Source organism: Ignavibacteriales bacterium (assembly GCA_016214905.1).
Lineage (GTDB): Bacteria > Bacteroidota > Ignavibacteria > UBA10030 > SZUA-254 > PNNN01.
Genome location: JACRMQ010000005.1, coordinates 193,009 through 214,807, shown reverse-complemented (window position 1 = coordinate 214,807; position 21,799 = coordinate 193,009). Strand labels below are relative to the sequence as shown.

Sequence of the window (21,799 nt, the reverse complement as noted above, 5' to 3'; positions counted from 1 at the left end):
ACCGGTGGTTAAGAGATCTGTTGAATTATTTTAATGATCGAGCTGGCATCATCCATTATGAAAAAGTGAAGATGCTTGAATCCTTGCTTAATCAGATCGCGGCTTTGTGTGATTCCCCATTCGATACCGATTTCTTTCGCTCTGCCGGGATGTTTTTGAATTTCATCGACAAGCTCTTCAGGTAAATCGACATGAAATTTTTTCGGAATCGATTCAAGTTGTTTTGAACTGTTGATGATTTTAAGCCCGGGAACGATCGGTACCTTGATTCCCGCTGCCGTGCAGTTCTTGACAAATTTATAATAGACCTGATTATCGAAGAACATTTGAGTGATTATATATTCAGCACCCGCATCGATCTTTTTCTTAAGGTGAGAAATATCGGTTTTGATGTTCGGCGATTCGTAATGTTTTTCGGGATATCCCGCGACGCCGACACAAAAGTTAAGCGGTTGGGAATTTAAAAATTTTCCTAAATATTTTCCTTTTCCTAAATCTCTTACCTGTTTAACAAGATCGCTTGTGTAAAGATTGACGGTGCGGTCTTTGGCGATATCTTTTTTGTAATTCGGTTCATCGCCGCGGAGCGCCATGATGTTGTGGATGCCGAGATAATTCAACTCGATAAGCGCATCTTCGGTTTCTTCTTTCGTGAATCCGCGTGATAGAATATGCGCAACCGTATCGATGTTGAAACGATTTTGTATAACACCGCAGATACCGATAGTCCCGGGACGTTTACGCCTGATCCGACGCAGGATAGAGCCGTCGTCGTTTTCTTCGTAAAGGGCTTCCGCTGAATGGCTTGTCACGTCGATGAAAGCCGGTTTAAGAGGCACAAGCTTTTCAACGATATCTATTATATCCTGTCCGCAACTGCCCCTTGATGGGGGAATGATTTCGAAGCTGAATCCAATTCCCGATTTAGCTTTCAGATGTTCAATAACTTTCATGGTTTTACCGTAATGTGAAGAACTTTATTGTATAATGATTAATAATTAAATAATAGTTTGGTAATAATCAAAATGATGAAGGATGAAGGGTGAAGGATGAAGTATGAGTTATGATCCTCTCCCTAAAAAATGGAGAGGGATTGATAGCTCAACTTTAATTCTGGGAGGGAGATTATCTCCCGACCTTAATAAGGTAAACCTTCGGTATCTAATGTGCGACTCACCTTCAATGAAGCACTAACACTGGAGGTGAGTCGCACGTGGTTACTTGCTTAAAACATTTCCACCAATTCGACTCTGCGGTTCTTTGCTTTGCCTTCTTCGGTATGATTGCTTTCGATCGGGCAGTAAGGTCCGACTCCGTTTGATTTTAACCTTGATGCCTGTATTCCATTTTCAATTAATGCTTTAACAACCGAAGCGGCGCGGTCGGATGATAATTTCATATTCGATTCCAAAGAGCCGTCGATATCCGTATGTCCAACGACAAAAAGTTTCAGCTTGGAGTTTTGCTTCAGCATTTTTACTATTTCATCTATCGTTGGTTTGGATTCCGGTTTAATATCCGATTTGCCCACGTCAAAGTAAATTCCGTACACGGCAATCTTTCCTGTTTCAGAAATACCTTTACTCAAAGATGCGGCATCAATAGTAACTTCATCTTCCATCGGTTTGTTTTCCACGATGATCAACGTGTATTCTCTTCCATCGTTAAACGCCTCAACGCTCACGTATGTAGCGGCTTTGTTCTTTTCTATCTTAGCGTTTAATATGCGTGTTTCGGATAACAAAATTTTCCCGCCTAATTTCTTGACGGCATTTTCATAATTTCTCACTATCTGGATAAAACTTAACTCTTTGCTTCCTTCCTGAGCGGTGTAATTTGTTTGAGTCAGTTTTCCTTCCCAAACATTGTCCTTATCGATGTACGGCGATGTGTAGCTGTCGAAATCTTTATTTATCTGTTCACTGATGTAATAGTTGGGAATTCTTGAAAGCAACGGATGGTCCTTCGATCCCTCCTTATCCGGTTCCTGTGCGAAGGAAATGGAAGACAAAATAAAAATTGCCAAGAACAACAACACTGATAACTTTTTCATAATACTCTCCTTAAATGTTAAAATAGTTTATTCCAAAACTTCGGCGTAAGCTCAATCGAACGCTTGCCGAGGGGTTGTCCAAAAAGTCCATGGTCATGCTGAATTTACCTGCCCGCCGCTTCGCTTTGGCAGGCGGGTTTCAGCATCTATGCAAAGCAAGTTGTTTTGCTATGTTCAAATTCCAAACCAAATTCGGAATGACTTCTTTTGTTACTTAATAGTCAGCCCTTGTTGCTGGTGGGGTGATGATAATGATTTTTTCAACCAGGCTGCTAAGTTTATTGCGCTTTCTGATTTGTTGTAGAAAGTACAATCACCATCATGGTCCAAGACGATTTTTTGATATTTACCTATCTGTGGTTTGTAAATATATACCGAATATTCTAAGCTTCCCATATCGGTACCACCACACGTAGTGTCAGAAAAATCATTAATTATTACTTGCGCTGCCAATTCATATCGATTTTTAAGACTGTCTTTTATAATATTACCAAGATATGTTTTGGCGCGTTGATATTTTGACCACAATTCTCGTTCAGTGTAATAGCCATCAGCATGATAGAGGACAGGCGCACCACTTTTCCCCGGATTGTAAGAATAGACGCGTCCATCTTGATCAATCATTGTCCCTTGGTAAGTAGGCACCCATGCAAAATTGATGAATTCGATTTCAAAATACATCTCATGTTGACTCTGGTTTACAATATCGACCGTGGCATCCTTGCAAGAAGTGAGAAGGATTACTAATATCATAATTGTAATTTCTTTCATAAGACTCTCCTTATTCCATTCTCTGATGCTCTGATCACTATCAAAATATACTAAACCGTTGTAAGTCACACAAAAGCGAAACCGAACAAAATCTAAATATCCAGTATTTCAAAACTACTCTTTGTTATTTCCGCCTTCACGTTTCCGGTATGGGCTATATCTTTCGGTTCAATCAAGATCAGTTTAACATGCCCTCGGGGAACAACCCTGTGTTCAACGCCTTTAGGAACTACATAAAATTCACTACTATTAAGAGTAACATTTTTATCCTTTTCGAAAATATCCAGAACACCATCGAAAACAAAAAACATTTCATCTTCTTTATCGTGTGTATGCCAGGGAACTTTATCGCCTTCTAATCTGGCGACCATGATATTTTGATCATTGGCAGTTCCAACAATTTTTGGAGAAAAAGTGTCATTAAATTTTTCGAAACACTTTTCAATATTTACAACTTTTCTCATTTCCTTATCCTTTTATAGCGCAGTATTAAGGTGCCGGTTATACGCTATTCATTTACTATTTAAATAAATTTTAAGTCTATTATTGATGAAATAATTCCAGCCCGAAATACAGCTTTCTCTTTTAAATTCGGGAATATCTTCAGGAAAATTTTCCAGAACATCTACCGTAAGCCGTAATTTTGTTTGATTATTTTCTTTAAACAGTTCAAAGTTTGTTGTCGATTTGCCTGCATAACCTTTGAATGTCCATATATATTTTATCATTTTCAGCGGCTGGACTTCAACAACTTTCCAGATGTGCAAAAAATTTCTCTCTTCGCTTTTTATATTAAATTGAGTCTCAAACCCTACTTCAGGTTTAAATACGGGAATGTTTTCAAAATACCATTGCCGCATTTGACTGATTTCTGTTATGGCATTCCAAACAGATTTAATGGATGAGTTAAAGACTTGTTCTACGATAATTGATTTATCAGTTGTTTTCATTACATATTATAATTTCTTTGATTTATTTGATATAATATTAGTTGTCTTGTGGATTGTGGTTGGATTGATAATTGATTTTTAATAACTTTATTGCATTGATCTGAGATCATCTTGTATATTGGAGAATTCTTTGTGAGATTCTAATGCCCACTCTATTGGAATAATATTTTTCATCCACTTAGAATAGAAATACTGCACGATTGTGAACATTATGAATGTGATTCCACAAACTATAAATGAGTATAATACACCAATTCCCCAGAAAAACATTATTACAATCCCTGAAACGATTAAGCTATTTGCAATATACATGAATTCGGTCAAACTGCCTCGAATTCTTCTTCTCCACCCGGTTGGCTTACTTCGAAGGTTTTCTGATTCATCAATGATATAGTTGTAAGTTGAAACGAATTGATATTGTTTAGCCAAAGTTGCTCGGAGGATTGAATCAAGCTTGGAGTTTGACCGAACGTAAATTATTTGCCAAATTAAACTATGCATAGTTTCAAGACCGAAGATAAGAAGAACAAATAGGACAACTAGAGTAGTCCAAAAGTTAATAGTGTCTGGCTGTCCACCGAAACGAGCAAATATAGTGAGAAAAGCAATACTTCCTGATCCCAAGGTAAGAAATAATTTAACTCGTTGTTCTGACTGTGTCTCGTGTTGTTCAATTCTCCTAATGACTAAATCTAGCAATTTCATAGCAAGTTGGATTCCGTCAGAGTCTAATTTATCCACTATTCTGTTCTTATCCCTAATTTGTTCCATAATCAAATTTTCTCCTACGATTGTTGGTATCTAATAAACTGTTAGTGGTATAAAATGTTTGTACCTAGTGCGTTCTTCCGAATATGTTTTATAATATTTCTGATTACTTCTATCTAACCGATTTGTAACTCCAACCCTGCATTTTTAAACCTTCGTGTTTCTTCGTGTAATATTTTTTTACCAAACCACACGAAGAATTCATCCTAAAATATATTGGTTAATGTACCCAAAAATATTTTAAACCTCAAATCCGGTTTTTGCAACCCTTCGTCTCATTTCTTACATTGTACATCGTTATGGATAAAATTAACCTCAAGGGTCTAACGCTTAAAGAATTGGAGGAATTCGCCGTTTCAAATGGCGAAAGCAAATTTCGGGGCAAACAGTTGTTTGAATGGCTGTATTCTAAAGAAGCGGCAACTTTTGATGAAATGACATCAATATCAAAAGCACTTCGCGAGAAATTAAGCTCCATTGTAAATATTGGAAAGATTGAAATAATTGAATCTCAAAAATCATCCGACGGGACAATTAAATATTTAATCGGATTATCTGACGGCAAAAATATTGAAAGCGTTCTGATTCCTTCGGTCATCAAGTTTGAAGAGTCGGAAGAAGAGATAAAAAGATTAACACTCTGCGTCTCAACTCAGGTCGGGTGTCCGCTTGATTGTAAGTTCTGCGCAACAGGAACTATGGGATTGGATAGAAATTTAACTGCGGGGGAAATTATAGATCAACTGATTGCGGTTAAAAAAGATATAGGGAAGAAAATTACAAATTTGGTTTACATGGGAATGGGCGAGCCGTTTTTGAATTACGACAACGTGATGAAATCTATTGAAATCATTTCGACCGGAATGGATATTGCCGCGCGGCGGATTATTGTCTCCACCGTCGGGCTGGTTCCGCAGATAAAACAGATCGCGGATGAAAAACGGAAAATGAAGCTCGCGATTTCACTTCATTCGTTAGATGATAAAGTTAGAAAAGAAATAATGCCTATCGCGAAAAAACATCCGCTGACTGATCTCATTGAATCAATCCAATATTATTACAAGAAAACAAGACTTCGCCCCACTTTTGAATATATACTTTTCGACGGTGTCAACGATCGGTTTGAAGATGCAAGGCATTTGATCCAGCTATCGAATAGAATTCCGTGCAAGGTAAATATTATTCCATTCCACGACAATGAAATTACACGGGGGATAAAATCGTCTATCCGTTTAAAACCATCATCAAAAGAGAGCTCTGAAAAGTTCATAGAAACGTTGAGGAAAAATCATGTTACCGTTTTTGCCAGAAGCAGTGCCGGTAAAGATATAAACGCCGCATGCGGACAGCTTGTTGTTGGAACGAAGAAAATCCGGAAAATGCAATGAGGTTAACGATGAGAAAATATTTATTCACTTTGTTATTCATCTGTTTAACACCAAATCTATTCGGACAGCCCGAACATTTCACACGCGACCGTTCTTACGATGTGCTTCATTATAAATTAAATATTACCATCGATGAGAAAAATAAAAGTTGTTCGGGGGAAACATCAATCCGTTTGGTTCCACTAAGACCAGCGACGGAAATGCTGATGATCAATGCGCCTGAATCGTCGGTTGCGTCGGTGAGAATCGGCGGTTCACAACTGCGGTTTAATCAAAGCGCCGATTCGCTGACGGTATTTCTGAATAAAATGTATGGTTGTGCCGACACGCTGACGCTTACGATATCTTATTCCGTAACATCTCCACAAAAGGGATTGTATTTTGTCTCACCTGATAGCGGTTATCCAAATAAACACGAACAGGTTTGGTCGCAGGGGGCGGCTGAGGATAATCATTATTGGTTTCCATGCTATGATTCGCCGAACGACAGGGCAACAAGCGAGATGATTGTGACGGTCAACGAAAAGTTTACGGCAGTCAGCAACGGAAAGCTGATCGAAGCGAAAAATAATCCGGCGATGCACACAACAACATATCACTGGTTTGAGGCGAAACCGCACCCATCTTATCTTATTTCACTTGCAGTGTGTGATTACGCTGAAGTGAAAGATTTATACGGAGATCTTCCAATCAGTAATTACGTTTATCCCGAACAAAAGCAAAATGCCGTACGATCTTTTCAAAATGTTCCGAAGATGATAAAATTTTTCGAAAAGGAAACTGGAATTATTTACCCGTGGGAGAAATTCGGACATGTGGTTGTTGACGAATTCATGTTCGGCGGTATGGAGAATACGAGCGTTGTGACTTTAACAGATAAAACGATTCACGATGCACGCGCGCATCTTGATTTCCCCAGCGACGGACTTGTTGCCCATGAACTTGTCCACCAATGGTACGGTGATATGATTACCTGTAAAGACTGGTCACATGCATGGCTGAACGAAGGGTTCGCCACATATTTTGAAAATTTATACCGCGAATATTCACTTGGCAAAGATGAAGCCGAAAAAAGTTTGATGGAGGCACAAACGGGTCTGCGGAATCTTGACGATGGAGATCGCAAGCGACCGATGGTGTGCAACAAGTATAATTATCCGATGGACTTATTCGATTCGCGGATATACGGTAAGGGTGCGGTTGTGCTCAATATGCTGCGCGATTTTCTTGGAGATGAGTTATTTTTCAAATCGATAAAACTTTACACGGAAAGAAATGCGTTTCGGTCGGTTGAGACAAATGATTTTAAAAATGCAATTGAAGAAGCAACCGGATACAATTTACATTGGTTTTTTGATCAATGGATTTACAAAGCGGGATGTCCGGAATTCGATATAACAACGAGATGGGATAAAGAATCGCGGAAAGTAATTCTCAATATCAAACAGATTCAGAAAACAGATTCATTGACAGGATTATTCCGTGTTCCTGTCGATATCGAAATATGGTTGCACGGTTCGCCAACAATATATCGAGTGATGATAGAAAAGAAGGAAGAGGTTTTTTCATTCGACGCGTATCAGGAACCGCAACTCATCATATTCGACCGTGGAAGTAAAATTCTAAAAAAGATTCATTTTGAAAAACCGCTTGAACAATGGATATATCAATTAAAGAATGTGGAAGCGGGAGTAGACCGGCTGCTTGCGATAGACGAATTGCGATGGTATGTAAGCAACGAAGCAGTTGCGAAGGTTTTAGCAGATGCGGCGTTAAGCGATCGGTTTTGGGCAGTCCGCGAAGATGCGTTGTGGGCATTGGGCGAAGCAAAACTGCCGTTTGTCATCGACACTTTAATTACGGCGTATGGAGATATAGATTCGCGTGTGCGACGCGCGAGTATAGGAGCGCTTGGACAATATCGGGATGAGAAGGTGGTCAACACTCTTCGATATGCTTTTGTAAACGACTCAAGTTATCTTGTGGCAGCAACAGCACTTCGTTCTCTTGTAAAGGTAGATACATCGCACGCCGCAAAATATCTATCGGAAGCAATGGCGAGAAACTCTCATTCCGAAATAATTCGTCAGACGGCCTTGCGGTTGCTTGGTGAGCGGACTGATGATAATATACTTGATAGCATCATTTCTCAAACAAAATACGGTGTTGAACATAATTTACGCGTTACAGCTCTCGACATTTTAATTGAGCGCTGGAAGGAACGGGAAGATGTTTTCTTCTTGTTTTTGAATTTAATCAATGACCCAAGTCGTGAAGTCAGGTCAGCGGTTATAAGGGGGTTTAAAAAAATCGGGGACGAGCGTTCAATTGAACCGCTCAAAAAACGATTGACGATCGAAAAAAATAGAAAATTGGAAGATCAAATTAAAGATGCTATAATAAATATTCAGGAAGCTAACATTAAAGAATAAATATTATGAGAATTATATTATTTGGACCTCCCGGGGTGGGAAAAGGAACACAGGCAAAAATACTTGTCGAAAAATTTAATATTCCGCAAATATCAACAGGCGATCTTTTACGCGAGGCGGTAACGCAGGGTACGGAAATCGGAAAACAGGCGAAAGCAGTTTTAGAAGCGGGACGGCTTGTTTCGGATAGCATCATGATTGAAATAATCCGGGGCGTTTTAGGGTCAGATAAATGTAAAAACGGTTTTATACTCGATGGGTTTCCGCGAACGGTTCCTCAGGCAGAGGCGTTATCGTTACTGCTTGTCCAATTGAATTCGGGCATCGATCATGTAATTAATATGGAAGTTGATGAAGAAGAAATAATAAGCCGGCTGAGCAAAAGGATGATGTGCAAAGATTGCGGAAATATTTTCACTGTCGAAAATGATAATCGCCGGTCAGAAGCGAAATGTCTTTCCTGCGCAGGAGAATTATTTCAGCGGGATGATGATAAACCCGAAACTATACATAAACGTTTGCTCGTTTACACCCGATCCACCTTCCCGGTTAAAGAGTATTATCGTGATCTTCGGTTGTTGCGAACCATTAAAGCAGTTGGAACAGTTGAGCAGGTAACCGACGATATTCTTAACGCGATAAATCATTCATGAATTTTTCGTGGCACAGTCCGAACCATAAACCGCTAATAATCGGTCATCGTGGTTCATCGGCATGCGCCCCCGAAAATACGATCACCTCATTTTTAAGGGCTATCGAAGATGAATCGGATGCGATTGAATTAGATATCCGCCTTTCATTAGACCATCAACTAATCGTTATACACGACCGGCATGTTAATCGAACTACCAACGGCAGTGGAAATATTTCTAAATTATATTTAGAAGATATAAAAAGATACGATGCAGGGAGTTGGTTTGATCTTAAGTATGAAGGAGAAAAAATTCCGGCACTGCCCGAAGTTCTAAAAGTATGCAAAGGTAAGATTGGAATCAATATCGAAATTAAATCGGATGTCGGCGGTAAAACAGATGCGATAATCGTAAACAACTGCTTGAATGAATTGAGAAGATATAAAAACAACGATGATATTTTGATATCTTCATTCAATAAAAATACTTTAGAGAAAATTCGGGTACAAAACTCAGATATATCGCTCGGTTTTTTGTATGATCCGATTCAAAGATATTTAAGGAACACGGTTAAGCAAACAATTGCTCTTGGAGCTGAATATTTAATTGTAAGCAACAGGATTATTGGACGTCGTTTGGTTGAAGAAGCGCACGAAGCAGGTGTTCGTGTCGGTGTATTTACCGTGAATACGCGAAAACAATTGAATAAAGTTGTAAGATGTAATGTTGATGCGATTATTATAAACGATCCTTTGAAAACAAGGCAAATGTTGGAGAGTATAAATAAAAAAGCCCCCAGGTGAGGGGGCTTTGAAAAAGTGGAGCGACGTTAATTTGTGCTCGTGAATATTTGCCCGTACAATTTCACTTTCAAATCGAAATGCAGCGATGATGCATTTGTTCCTGCCGTTACTGAAACAGTAAGCATGTCCGGTGTTTGAGTTTTTAAAGTATTCAGTAAATAGGTAACACCCGCTGCGTGGTATTGGAACCCCTTGGTTGCTAAATCTTTATCGAAGATCGAGCGTTCGGTTTGAAATTCGGTTAGTGTTACGTTTGTTAAAGTAACAAGTGGATTGCTGTTTACCGTTATTGTGCCTGATATTCCGGCAGCGCTGGGTGAGGTATTATTTTCGATGAACAAAGTCAGATTATAGAACTTCATCGAATCAACACTTTCACCTGTAACATCACGCAATTCAGAAATACTTACATTCGTGGTTTGTGTAACCTGCACGGGGAGTGGTGAATTTAAGTCAACACGGATTGCTCCGCTGGTAACTGAACTGTCGAGTATCAACGGGTATTTGCCGAATTCACATCCAACAAGTAAGAAAGCCGAGATGCTTAAGAGAAGCATCAGTGAAAATATAGTTTTGTTCATAAAATATCCTTTCAAAAAAATCATTATCATAAGATAGAATTAAAATCCAAATCCGATTCCACCGCTCACAACAATAGCATTACCTACATTAATATCGGCGAAGATGTGAAGGAGTGCCAAACTTAAATCCAGCCCCGCTGTACCACGGAATTTGTTTTTTCCATCCAGAGTTAGAGAAATATTGGGATCGGCAACTGTAATACCCGGTATATTGCCGGTGTAAGTATAATTTAAATCCATCGACATGCTTTCATACTGCAAACCGCCGTAAAGTGTTAGAATCGCGAATGATTTACTTACCTGAGCACCGAACGAAAGTGTGTTGGCTTCAAAAAGATCTCCAACCTTTAATGATTGATAAAAAATTGAAGCAGATAAATCTACCGGAACTGCCGGAATATACTGACTCACATTATGCCGCGCACCGATACCGAACAAATTAATTTTAGGAACGTTATTGACTTCAGGAATTGGAACGTATCGGATAATCGCCTGAGTTCCGAATACATCTCCAACAGTCAATTGCGGCATGAAAAATGGAACGACGCTCGTTTTTACCTGACCGTTTTGAAACTGATATTCAACTCCGGGAATTGGACCAACGATCGCGCCCTGTTCTCCGAAAATTGTTGCTGTCTCAACCTCACTGTCGTCGTAAGGATTAATTGCTTTATATTTTTTCTCCGCATCACCAATCAGTGTTCCCATCGCGATTAAATCGAGTCGCAGGGTAAATCCCATTTGATCGGCACTTGCAGTATGATAAACGCCTGAATTCATGTTCGCGCCGAATGCCGTTATAAATGGCTGAACATATCCTTTAACATTATCAGACGTTAATTGCTTAATCGCGTCTTCAACCGGATTTTGCGCGCTAACTTGCATTGTTAAAAATGTCAGCAAGCAAATAACAGACATTACAGTTAATAAAATTGATCGCTTTCTTGTCATAATAACTCCATGTTATTTATTGAAACTTACAGAAACTATTTTTATTAATCAATCATTTTCCGAAACCGCGTGATTGCAATCACCCGGATTTCAAATTGAGAATAAGCTAATGTACAGAAATGAGAGTAAAAATCAAATCTGATTATTTCTCAATGTTCAATTGCACTAAAAGTATTTTGACCGTAAAAGAATCAACAGAAAGCGCTTGAATTTCGTTTCATTTGAATGAATGTGAAAATAGAAGGAAGGATTTTAAAGAGAAACGTTGATACTATGGAGAAGTTGAGGGGGATATATGAGAAACTTTAGTTTTTTCTGGATTATCCAATTGGTGATCTCAGTTATTTTTTATAGTTACGCTTCCCAAACCTGCTTCTATATGAAAATTCAATCTGCCTTTTGCGCTGTAATAGTTTTTACTGAAGTATGTGTTATCTTCATTCTCCTCATAATATCTTGGAAGATCGATTGAAGCGACCCAACTTTTTTCATAGTATACTTTAGCGCCTATCTCATCGGGAATAACTATAGTTATCGATCCCAAACCAATCTGGATGTCGACGTCAACTTCACGCTGAAGTTTACCGCTGAAATCAAGTAAATAACTACCGACACCCCCTTCGAATTTCAGATTATCAAAGTTGGCATTCGATAATCCGTAAGCTTTGAATTTACTCAATCCGGTTTCAATGGTGATATTATCGATTTCAGTTTTATTTTTTTCATCGAATCTAAGTGAAACCGAACTGGCACCGGTTGATAAATTTAAATCTTTCACTTGTAAACCGGTCAAATTTATTTCTCCTTTGCCCATTCCTAATTCGATATCGAAAGAAATCGGCACCGCGTCGGTGAATCGCATAAGCCAGTTATTGTCTTCAAAACCGCTGATGTGAAGTGAGTGCTTTTTCTTATCCCGGTTTTCTTTAAGTGCGTCGGTAGTGTTTATGCTTAGATATCCGATATCGTCGCGGTTAGAATAATCTATATATTCAGATAGATCTTTTTTCAAGTCGGCATCGATATCTATTGCTAGCAGCTGATTTGCAGAACCTTTCTCGATGTGGATGTTTCCGAATCCCGCTTCCAAATCAACTTTAAGTCCACGTTCGTTTGTAACAGGTATTTCTTTTTTGAACTTTTCACCGAGGATATAAATAAAACCTAGCGCAGGTAATATTGTAAAAAATACCAAGAAAGGGGCAATATGTGATAACTTTGACTTCATATTGAAACTTCTATTAAATCATACGATGGTGTTATAAGTAAGTTTCAGTAGTGTGAGATTTTGCTGCGCAGGTATTTGTTCAATAACTCACGGGCTCTGAAAATATGAGCTTTTACGGTTCCAATAGGTAGTTTTAGCATTTTAGCGATTTCGCTGTAATCGCGTTCTTCGGAATGGCGTAAAGTTATCACGCGGCGGTATTTTTCGGGAAGTTTTTCTATGGCTTCTTGAAGAATTGCAGCGCGTTGCTTTTGTATGATGTGCTTGTCTGGTTCGTATCGTGAATCAGGCAGCTCGTATGTAGCATCGCTTTCTTCCATCGCGATCGGTTTATCGATTGAAAAAGTGGCAAGTTTTTTCTTCCGAAGATAATCTATGCTGCTGTTTGTTGCGATCTTGTATAACCATGTGGAGAAGGCGAATGTAGAATCAAAACTTTTTAACGATGCGAATGCTTTTATGAATACTTCTTGAGTCAGGTCTTCAACTTGTTCTTTCTGATGAGTGATGCGGTAAATGACGTGTGAAATTTGATCGTGATATTTTTGCATCAATTTTTTATATGACTGTTGATTTCCTCTCAGCGCGTTTCGGATGAGCTCTTTATCTTCCCTCCTTGACGCAGCCCTTCTATCGGCGGTTGCCTGAGAAATTATCGCGGGGCGGTTGAATCTCACTTTTATAGATTTTTTTTTCGGTTTTGACATTAGCTGTTATTTTTCTCGAACATCGTAAACATACGTAAAAATTGAGAGAGAGGCAAAATTTGAATAAAAGTGCGAATTTGGTTACTTTGTAAATACAATTTTTTTTAAAAAATATGCTTATAACATTTGAAGGTATCGATTATTCCGGAAAAACGACACACGCGAAGGCGTTGGTAGAATTTTTAAAAGAACAAAATCTACCCGTACTTTTCCTGCGTGAACCTGGCGGTACTTCCATTTCGGAAAAAATCCGCACTATATTGCTGGATAAAGTGAATCTGGGGATGACTCAGGTCGCAGAACTGTTCCTTTTTTCTTCCGCCCGCGCTCAACTTGTTCGAGAAGTGATAAATCCGGCCTTGAAAAAAAATATTATCGTTGTATGTGACCGTTTCACCGATTCCACCCTTGCGTATCAAGGATACGGGCGCGGAATCGATCTTCAGGATATTCACCGCATCAATCATCTCGCGACCGGTGGATTGATTCCGGATATAACTTTTTTAGTAGACATTACAATCGATGAAATATATAGACGTCAGGTTGCGGCCGGTATCGAGGTAGACAGGATGGAATCTTCGGGTAAAGAATTTTTCGAAAAGGTGCGCGACGGATATTGGAAGATTGTGGAGAAAGCCCTCGACAGATTTATTGTTGTGAATGGGACGAGACCAATCGATGTCATCCAAAACGAAATTCGCGATATTATCATGAAAAGGATTATTAATTGATGAAATTATTTTTAGGTAGTCAACGACGAGGTAAAATTATTGTATTATCAATCACCATCTCTGCTTTTATTTTCGGTTTCACTATGTCGGATGGTGATTACTTTTTTAAAATCAATAAAAGTATCGACGTCTTTGGAAGAGTTTACAAAGAGATTGCTTTGAATTATGTTGATGAGGTAGATCCTGAAAAATTTATGGAATCTGGAATAGACGGACTGCTTAGCACGCTCGATCCATATTCCACTTTCATAAGCGAAACTGAAGCAGAAGAAGTTGAGTTAATCACGGTTGGGAAATACGGCGGTATAGGTATAACTGTTGGGTCTAGAGACGGATATATTACAGTTTTGTCTTTGATGGAAGGATATTCGGCTCAACGCCAGGGTATTCAACCGGGAGATAGAATTATCGAAGTCGATGGGAAATCGATTGTAGGTTTAAAAGCTGAAGAACTTCGAATCCTTACACGCGGTGAGCCGGGAAGTGAAGTGCGATTGAAGATTGAACGTGACGGTGAAGGTAAACATCTTGAATTCGTTCTTGTTCGCGAAGAGATTCAATTGAAAAATATCACTTATTCAGATTTTATTAAAGACAGTATCGCTTATATTAAGCTCGAGCGTTTTTCGCGCGGTGCAGGGGATGAGTTGCGTTTAGCTATAAAGGATTTGCAACTAAAGCGCCCGATCGGTGGTGTGATTTTGGATTTACGGGGAAATCCGGGTGGATTGTTAGATGTTGCTGTAGATGTTGTAGAAAAATTTTTACCTAAGGGAAGTTTGGTGGTTAGTACACGGGGCAGGCAACCGGAAACAGAAAGAAAATTTTACGCAACCGAAGACCCGATGCTACAGAATGTACCATTAGTGGTGCTTGTTAACAATCGAAGTGCGAGTGCGAGCGAGATTGTTGCCGGAGCCGTTCAGGATTTAGACAGGGGAATAATACTCGGTACCCGATCTTTTGGAAAAGGTTTGGTTCAAACCATTATACCGCTTGTTTATAACACACAACTCAAACTTACAACGGCAAAATATTACACTCCCAGCGGACGTTGCATTCAGGAGATCGATTATACTCACAGAAATAAAGATGGAATATTTTCGCCTGTTCCCGAAAGCACGAAGAAAACATTTAAAACACTCAAAGGTCGGCTCGAGCTGGAAGCCGGCGGGATTCAACCGGATACCGTGGTGAATGAACCCGAACAAGGAGAATTTTATGATTTTCTTATCAGGAAAGCAATGTTCTTCAAGTTCGCTAATCTATATGTACAAACTCATCAAGATACACCGAAAGTTTTCGGAACAGATGAACTCACCGCGGAGTTGAAAAAATATTTAGACAGCATAAAGTTTACATTTCAAGATGAAGTGGAAACAAAATATTTGGAATTATGTACCAAAGCGGAGAAAAATAAGTACCGCCCAGCCGTTCGCGAGCAATTCGAAAAATTAAAATCGATGTTGAAAGAGGAAAAACCGGACCTCGTTCATCAATATGCCGATGAAATATTGCCGACTCTTCGTGCCGAGATAATGAACCGATACAAAGGAGAAAGAGGCCGCGTGGAAGAATCGTTGAAGGATGACGCCCAAGTTATAGCGGCATCCGGATTGATCGGAAATAAGAAAGAGTATGCTCGTCGATTGGGATTGAAATAATTATCGCGCCGGAAGCGTATCGGAGTATCCTAACTCCATCAGTTTAGCCTGAATTAGCATCAGCATTCTGTTAAAATCTCCTCGCTCGTGCACGAAATCAACTTCATCTGATGGCACTACCAGAAGAGGTCCCAACGAGTAACGACCGATCCAACCGTTATAAAGTCCACTGAGTTGTTCGAGATATGAGCGCGGAATACTCTGCTCATAATCTCTGCCTCGTCGCGCGATTTGTTTTACCAATGTGTCAATCCTGGCATCAAGAAATATGAGGAGATCGGGTGGTTGAAGATATTCCATCATAACCTTGTACAATTCCACGTAATTCGTGTAATCTCGCTTGTCCATCTTTCCGATGTCTGATAGATTACGCGCGAAAATTTCAGCATCTTCATATATCGATCGGTCCTGAATAACACTCTCATTTCCTTCAACAATTTTTTTATGATCGTTGAATCGCTTAGATAAGAAATAAACCTGCAGATTGAACGACCATCGTTCCATGTCGGCATAAAAATCTGAAAGGTACGGGTTGTCTTCAACGGATTCGTAAAACGACTTCCAGCCGAAATGCTGGCTTAGCATTCGCGTGAGTGAAGATTTCCCCGATCCGATGTTGCCTGCAACCGCTACAAAAATTTTTTTATTCATAAGTTATTTCTTTATGATCACTTTTACTTGAGTTTCTTTATTTTTTCAATTGCAGATTTATTATTAAGCGATGCCGCTTTTTGAAAATATTCTTTCGCCTTGCGTTTGTTTCCCCGATCTTCTTCGATACTACCGATATTATAATATGGATCCGAATATGATGGAGTTAAATCGATTGCTTTTTGAAAATACACTAAAGCAGAATCGGATTGTTTATTTTGAGCGAGGACACTGCCTAAGTTGTTATATGCTCTTTCATAAGTCGGAGCGAGAGTAATTGTTCTTCTGTATATTGCTTCCGCGCCTTTTAATTCACCTTTTTCAAATAAATAATTTCCGGCATCAATGCAATAAGTTACATATTCTATATAGGCGGCTGTGTCGGTTGGAATTGCGCCGAGCCATCTCTCGTACGCGTTTAGGTTGTAGGGAATTCCCGGAGGACCCAGCGACTTCAAATTTGTAATCAGGTTTTGATGCCCCTGCGGATCGAATGGATATAATTCGGTGTACCGGTTCCAGGCGTCGATAGGTCCCTGTGTATTTTTTATCTGATGATAGTAAAGTACCAGTGATAATGTTGAACTGTAGTAACCATAATTTGAAACCGTTTTCGGTTCAAACAGTGTTTGATAACGCCGGAGATTTGAATCTGTCCGGGCATGAACCGCGATGAATGAGACTGTGCTCAGTAAGGTTATTATCGTTATAGTTCCGAACGATGCGGTTAATCTAACAGGTTTTAATTCTGCAATCAGCCAAGCCGCCCATAACGCCACAACCGGAAAATAAGGTGCCATAACATCCCAGTCTTTAGCCAGACCTAAGTCGAATTTTAAAATAATAGTCAGCACAAAAAGGGGGAGGGCGGCGATGAGAAAGAATTTTCCAAAATATGAATGCCAAAGCAATTGGCGGTTTGTAAGGAATATGAATATTATTATCGCGATTGATGTTCCGCCAAGAAGTAAGAAATAATTTAACAGTTCTGATCCATGGACTGCATCGAACAAAGTGTATGGTTCGGTGTAGAGCGAAAGTTCATCTTCCCCGGCAACAAAAGGAAGGAAATGGCTGTGCGGAGTCCAGGCATAAAAGTTTTGCAGATCAAAATTTATCATCAGGAGTAAAAGCAGGATTAACGACACTAATACTGCCGTTCCCTTCAAGGCGCTTTTTAAACCATTGTTTTTGTATTCTAAAAATCCTATGAAGATGAGCGTCGGCAGGAAAAGTAAACTGAGGTAGTGACTTAACGCCATCACGAAGAATAAAATTACAACACCCGTTAAAGAAAGTTTCCCTCGAATATAGAGTATGATGGATAGCAGATAAAGAGTAGCCGCTAAAATAGCGATTCCGTATGTTTCCACGTACCCGAAGAACAATAGCATGTATGGAAAAGACAGCATGAACATGAACGAAAGAAATTTTTGAACCGGCTGATCGAATAAATTCCGCACGATAAAAAATACAGCCGTGATGAATCCTATTCCTAATATCATAGAAGCTACGAGAAAAGCGTTCAGCAATTGCTCGTATGTTGTAACTTTGAGGAGTTTAACAATCCCGAAGAAATATGCGGTCGATAAAGGTTCATTCCGAAGATCGAGTGTGGCGCCACCGTTCAGTGTTTCGGAAAAATTCTTGACGATGTATATTCCGTCGCCAAACAAAGGTGTGGCAACTCGAAATAGCCATGCAAAAAACAAATAGACAATTATAGAAGTAACAAGAAAATGATACGGTTTCGATTCCATCTGCAAACCGAATTGCTCAATCAATTTTGTCGGGGGTTTCTTTATTAATAAGCTTATCAATCCGATTGAAAGAATAATATAACCGATGGTGTAACTGTTTGGTAGGAGTGATAAAGTATTAAATCCCCAAACGAAACCATTTGGGAAAAAAGTGCCGACAATATAAAGGATTGCCAATAAGCAACTTAGGATTAGACTGAATTTAAAAAAAGATCCTGCCATATTGTTCCTTAAATCAAAGAATTACTAAAAACCGAATAAATGTAAAGGAAATTACTGCTATTTGTACATCATGGGGTTGAATATTATAAAGGATAAAGATAGAAAAAATCTCGCGGAAGTCCAATTTAAAAAATTACATTGAGATTAATGAAAGTGAGGAATAACACAGCATGAACTATTTATTATGTTTTATTAGGGATGTAAGCCGATACCTCCGCAGCTTACTGTATAGTTCTGGGGATAGCCCGGTGCGTGAAAGCGCCGGGCTCGATTTTTTTATACACCTACCGCTCTGATCTCACTAAGTCTTTGCATAACTCGACAAGCCGGATAAACTCAGCACGATATCCTTCGCGGTCTTTACCTTTTGCATCGTGTGCGATCTCGATTACATTGCGAAAAGAAGCGTTCCCTTTAAATTGTGAATCACGAAGCAGTATTCCAAATTCCACCACAGAAGCGGCCCAACGGAAGTTGTTAGATGTCTCATCTAATTCCGTGGTTTCATCCTCAAGTGGATGAACTATCAACCTGCTTTCAGATTCTTTCGGTGGCTTGTATCGAAACTTTACCGTGAGTATCTCGTTTGAGGTTTTCGCATTTCGATTGACGCGTGAAACTTGATATTTCAGATCGTCCACTTCGGGCAGATCGGTTTCACCGCCGCTTGGAATTATTTCATATAAAGCCGTTACGGAATGTCCTGCGCCAATATCACCCGCATCTTTTTTGTCGTTGTTGAAATCTTCTTTCGCCAGCATTCTGTTCTCGTATCCGATTAATCGGTATGCTTTTACTTTCGCAGGATTGAATTCGATCTGGAGTTTTACATCTTTCGCGATTGTGAATAACGTTCCTGCCATTTGTCCGACGAAAACTTTACGGGCTTCTTGAAGGTTGTCTATATAAGAATAATTCCCATTTCCTTTATCGGCGAGTTTTTCCATCTTAGAATCTTTATAATTTCCGGTGCCGAAGCCAAGCACGGAAAGATAAATTCCTGAATTACGTTTTTCTTCTATGAGACGTTCAAGCTCTGAATCGCTCGATACTCCCACGTTGAAGTCTCCATCAGTCGCGAGTATGACCCGGTTGTTACCGTTCTTCTTGAAATTTTCCTGAGCAATCCGATACGCGAGAAGAATTCCCTCGCCGCCAGCAGTTGAACCGCCTGCCTGCAATTGATCGATAGCGTGCAAAATCTCTTCTTTATCATCGCCGTAAGTTGAAGGTAGAACAAGTCCCGCTCTTCCGGCATAGACAACGATTGACACTTTATCTTCTTCGCGAAGCTGATCAACGAGCAATCTGAATGCGGCTTTAACAAGTGGAAGTTTGTTCGGTTCATTCATAGAGCCGGAGACATCGAGCAGGAAAACGAGGTTGCTGGGCGGCAAGTTTTCCGTCGCGATTTTCTTACCCTGCAAACCGATCAATAAAAGTTTGTGTTCATCGTTCCATGGACAGGTTGACATCTCTGTTGTGATTGAAAACGGATGTCTGTCTCTCGGTTGTGGATAGTCGTATGTGAAATAATTTATAAGTTCTTCTATTCGCACGGCATCTTTGGGCGGCAGTTGACCGTTTTGGATAAACTGGCGAACATTGCTGTAAGATGCATTATCAACATCTATGGAAAAAGTTGAGAGCGGATTCTGACGGACATCGAGAAATTCATTCTCGTTTATTTTATCATATCCTTCAGTATTAAATGGGCGTTGTGCCGATTGTAATCGATCTGGTTGGCTGACTGGTACGCCGTTAACAAAATATTGGACTTCATTACTCCTGCCACCTCGAAGGAAAAGATTATTTCCCTGTTTCGTTCCAGCTGCCTGCAACTTTGATACATCTTCAACACTTTTAACATTCGGAATACTTGGAATCGATTTCTCTGATGTTGTTTGAGTAGATGAGGTTGATAAAGAATTTACAAGGGCTTGATCTGCGGTTATGGTTACACCGGAAATCTGGACTGCACTTGCTGTCATTTTGAAATCTAACGGGGTTGATTCTTTATTGTCAATCCTAACGTCTTTCATTTCAAGCGCGGTGTATCCTACTTGTGCAGCTCGTAGTGTATATGTTCCGGGGGGTATGCCGATGATTGTAAATATTCCATCGAAATCAGTTATTGCGCCATGTCTTGTTCCAACGACAACAATATTTGCTCCTACAATCGGATCACCTGAAATGGCATCAGTAGCTCTTCCTACTATTTTATTAGAACCTTTTTCAAGCTGAGTAATCTGGTACATCGATTTTTGTGTTGAATCGATTTTTGCAACGATGGAATCCGGCTTAGCCATCGCCATCAGATTTTCAGCCACTAGAGGTTTTTGAATATCAGTACGTTTTGTTTGTGTATGCGAATTATCAGCGGTGAGATTTGGTCGTTCCGGTTCGCTTATTCTATTTTCTCTGAATTTAGATGGCGCCTCTTTTTTAATTATGGATGGCGACTCAGTTCTTTTAGATTTATCGAGAGCATCAAATTGCTTTTCTGTCGATTCCACTTTTGTGGTTGGTTGTGTGATTATCTCGGAGATATCCAATTGTGAAAGGGGAGCTTTCAATGTAAACCAAACCGCGAAAGCTCCAACCAGAACAGTCACCATCGCCGCCGCACGAAAATACCAGGCAGCTTGAACTTTATTCGGATTGAAGTAATCAAAAAATCTTAATATCTTTTTCTCAACCTTCCCGTTCCGACGGTGATCGATTTCAAGAGATCCCAATTCTGTTTGTTCTAACTTCGATTCGATTCCTGTAAAAATATCTGCCGGTGGGCGAACGCTTTTAGGCAGTGATTTTAATTTTTCAACGAGCGTTCGTATTGAATCAAATTCTTTTCTGCATGAATCGCACTGTCCGATATGCTCTTTAAAAGATTTTATTTGATCTTCGTTCAATAATCCATCAATATAATCGTGGATTAAATCCAAAACATGTTTCTGGTTCATCGTCCTAACCTCGCTTTCAAAAGTGTACGTGCTCTGTGCAATGTTGCTTTAGATGTGCCGGAAGCAATTCCGAGCATTGTACCTATTTCATCATGCGAGTATCCTTCTATATCGTGAAGAACAATCACGGTTCTGGCTTGAAGCGGTAATGAAGCGACTGCATCTTCCAAATCTATCATTACATCTTGCGAGATAGTTTCCTCGTTTTGGAAAAATTCAAGATTATCGGTGAACTGTACGCGTGCCGAGCGACGTTTCTCCGAACGGATATGATCGAGCACGGCATTTACGGCGATTCGGTGAAGCCACGCGCCAAACGGACTTTCGCCGCGGAATGTGTGAAGCATTTGCCACGCGCGAACGATTGTATCCTGTGTTAATTCTTTGGCAAGTTCGGTGTTGGCAAGCATCCGCAGGCAAACGGCGTAAACTCTGCCCGAGTTCTCCCTGCACAACTGAAGAAACGCCGCGTTATCACCGGTTTTCGCAAGACGGATCAGGTCTGCGCCTTCTGTGAGTAACTGCTTCTCCTGTTCCATGTTTA

At 39.8% G+C, this 21,799-nt stretch carries 20 protein-coding genes; 6 read left to right on the top strand and 14 right to left on the bottom strand.

Translation table 11 applies throughout. The features are described from left to right. Positions 1-8 precede the first annotated feature (8 nt). The 6 genes from HZB59_03765 to HZB59_03740 all read right to left on the bottom strand — a co-directional run bounded on the left by HZB59_03765 (position 9) and on the right by HZB59_03740 (position 4,545). A complete protein-coding gene (locus HZB59_03765; protein ID MBI5020531.1) occupies positions 9-953 on the bottom strand; it encodes a methylenetetrahydrofolate reductase in 945 nt (314 codons plus the stop codon). A 272-nt stretch (positions 954-1,225) separates the two neighbouring features. Next, positions 1,226-2,053 carry an OmpA family protein gene (locus tag HZB59_03760; GenBank protein MBI5020530.1) on the bottom strand — a complete coding sequence of 276 codons (828 nt, stop codon included), beginning with the start codon at positions 2,051-2,053 and terminating at the stop codon, positions 1,226-1,228. 210 nt (positions 2,054-2,263) lie between these two features. After that, positions 2,264-2,824, bottom strand: a complete 561-nt coding sequence (locus tag HZB59_03755; protein ID MBI5020529.1) for a hypothetical protein — start codon at positions 2,822-2,824, stop codon at positions 2,264-2,266. Positions 2,825-2,916: 92 nt separating this feature from the next. Next, the gene (locus tag HZB59_03750; protein MBI5020528.1) at positions 2,917-3,288 is read right to left on the bottom strand and encodes a cupin domain-containing protein; all 372 of its coding nucleotides are present in this window, start codon (positions 3,286-3,288) and stop codon (positions 2,917-2,919) included. 48 nt (positions 3,289-3,336) lie between these two features. Beyond that, the gene (locus tag HZB59_03745) at positions 3,337-3,774 is read right to left on the bottom strand and encodes an SRPBCC domain-containing protein (GenBank protein ID MBI5020527.1); all 438 of its coding nucleotides are present in this window, start codon (positions 3,772-3,774) and stop codon (positions 3,337-3,339) included. 87 nt (positions 3,775-3,861) lie between these two features. After that, complete coding sequence (locus tag HZB59_03740; GenBank protein ID MBI5020526.1) at positions 3,862-4,545, bottom strand: hypothetical protein; 684 nt, start codon at positions 4,543-4,545, stop codon at positions 3,862-3,864. A gap of 296 nt (positions 4,546-4,841) precedes the next feature. Here HZB59_03740 and rlmN point away from each other — a divergent pair, with 296 nt between their 5' ends. Genes rlmN through HZB59_03720 form a run of 4 tightly spaced genes read left to right on the top strand, consistent with a single transcriptional unit; the run spans position 4,842 to position 9,797 of the window. Further along, positions 4,842-5,930 (top strand): 23S rRNA (adenine(2503)-C(2))-methyltransferase RlmN, encoded by a 1,089-nt coding sequence (gene rlmN, locus HZB59_03735; protein ID MBI5020525.1) that lies wholly within the window; start codon positions 4,842-4,844, stop codon positions 5,928-5,930. Between the two features lie 8 nt (positions 5,931-5,938). Continuing rightward, a complete protein-coding gene (locus HZB59_03730; GenBank protein ID MBI5020524.1) occupies positions 5,939-8,362 on the top strand; it encodes a HEAT repeat domain-containing protein in 2,424 nt (807 codons plus the stop codon). Between the two features lie 5 nt (positions 8,363-8,367). Beyond that, the gene (locus tag HZB59_03725) at positions 8,368-9,015 is read left to right on the top strand and encodes an adenylate kinase (protein ID MBI5020523.1); all 648 of its coding nucleotides are present in this window, start codon (positions 8,368-8,370) and stop codon (positions 9,013-9,015) included. Then, positions 9,012-9,797, top strand: coding sequence for a hypothetical protein (locus HZB59_03720; protein MBI5020522.1), 786 nt, complete (start codon positions 9,012-9,014; stop codon positions 9,795-9,797). The genes HZB59_03725 and HZB59_03720 overlap by 4 nt, the downstream gene beginning before the upstream one ends. A gap of 26 nt (positions 9,798-9,823) precedes the next feature. Here HZB59_03720 and HZB59_03715 read toward each other — a convergent pair whose 3' ends face one another. From HZB59_03715 to HZB59_03700, 4 genes are all read right to left on the bottom strand, one after another. Beyond that, the gene (locus HZB59_03715) at positions 9,824-10,378 is read right to left on the bottom strand and encodes a hypothetical protein (protein MBI5020521.1); all 555 of its coding nucleotides are present in this window, start codon (positions 10,376-10,378) and stop codon (positions 9,824-9,826) included. A gap of 39 nt (positions 10,379-10,417) precedes the next feature. Further along, positions 10,418-11,329 carry a hypothetical protein gene (locus tag HZB59_03710; protein ID MBI5020520.1) on the bottom strand — a complete coding sequence of 304 codons (912 nt, stop codon included), beginning with the start codon at positions 11,327-11,329 and terminating at the stop codon, positions 10,418-10,420. Between the two features lie 337 nt (positions 11,330-11,666). Continuing rightward, the gene (locus tag HZB59_03705) at positions 11,667-12,557 is read right to left on the bottom strand and encodes a hypothetical protein (protein MBI5020519.1); all 891 of its coding nucleotides are present in this window, start codon (positions 12,555-12,557) and stop codon (positions 11,667-11,669) included. A 44-nt stretch (positions 12,558-12,601) separates the two neighbouring features. Beyond that, positions 12,602-13,264: a sigma-70 family RNA polymerase sigma factor gene (locus HZB59_03700; protein MBI5020518.1), complete on the bottom strand. Its 663-nt coding sequence runs from the start codon at positions 13,262-13,264 to the stop codon at positions 12,602-12,604. Between the two features lie 113 nt (positions 13,265-13,377). Between HZB59_03700 and tmk the strand changes: the two genes are divergently transcribed. After that, complete coding sequence (gene tmk, locus HZB59_03695; protein MBI5020517.1) at positions 13,378-13,995, top strand: dTMP kinase; 618 nt, start codon at positions 13,378-13,380, stop codon at positions 13,993-13,995. Next, on the top strand, positions 13,995-15,659 hold the full coding sequence (locus tag HZB59_03690; protein ID MBI5020516.1) for a S41 family peptidase: 1,665 nt from the start codon (positions 13,995-13,997) through the stop codon (positions 15,657-15,659). The genes tmk and HZB59_03690 overlap by 1 nt, the downstream gene beginning before the upstream one ends. Here HZB59_03690 and HZB59_03685 read toward each other — a convergent pair whose 3' ends face one another. The 4 genes from HZB59_03685 to HZB59_03670 all read right to left on the bottom strand — a co-directional run bounded on the left by HZB59_03685 (position 15,660) and on the right by HZB59_03670 (position 21,794). Beyond that, on the bottom strand, positions 15,660-16,310 hold the full coding sequence (locus tag HZB59_03685) for a deoxynucleoside kinase (protein ID MBI5020515.1): 651 nt from the start codon (positions 16,308-16,310) through the stop codon (positions 15,660-15,662). 23 nt (positions 16,311-16,333) lie between these two features. Continuing rightward, complete coding sequence (locus tag HZB59_03680; GenBank protein MBI5020514.1) at positions 16,334-18,292, bottom strand: tetratricopeptide repeat protein; 1,959 nt, start codon at positions 18,290-18,292, stop codon at positions 16,334-16,336. Between the two features lie 284 nt (positions 18,293-18,576). After that, a complete protein-coding gene (locus HZB59_03675; protein MBI5020513.1) occupies positions 18,577-21,255 on the bottom strand; it encodes a von Willebrand factor type A domain-containing protein in 2,679 nt (892 codons plus the stop codon). After that, positions 21,252-21,794, bottom strand: coding sequence for an RNA polymerase sigma factor (locus HZB59_03670; protein ID MBI5020512.1), 543 nt, complete (start codon positions 21,792-21,794; stop codon positions 21,252-21,254). The genes HZB59_03675 and HZB59_03670 overlap by 4 nt, the downstream gene beginning before the upstream one ends. Positions 21,795-21,799: the final 5 nt, after the last annotated feature.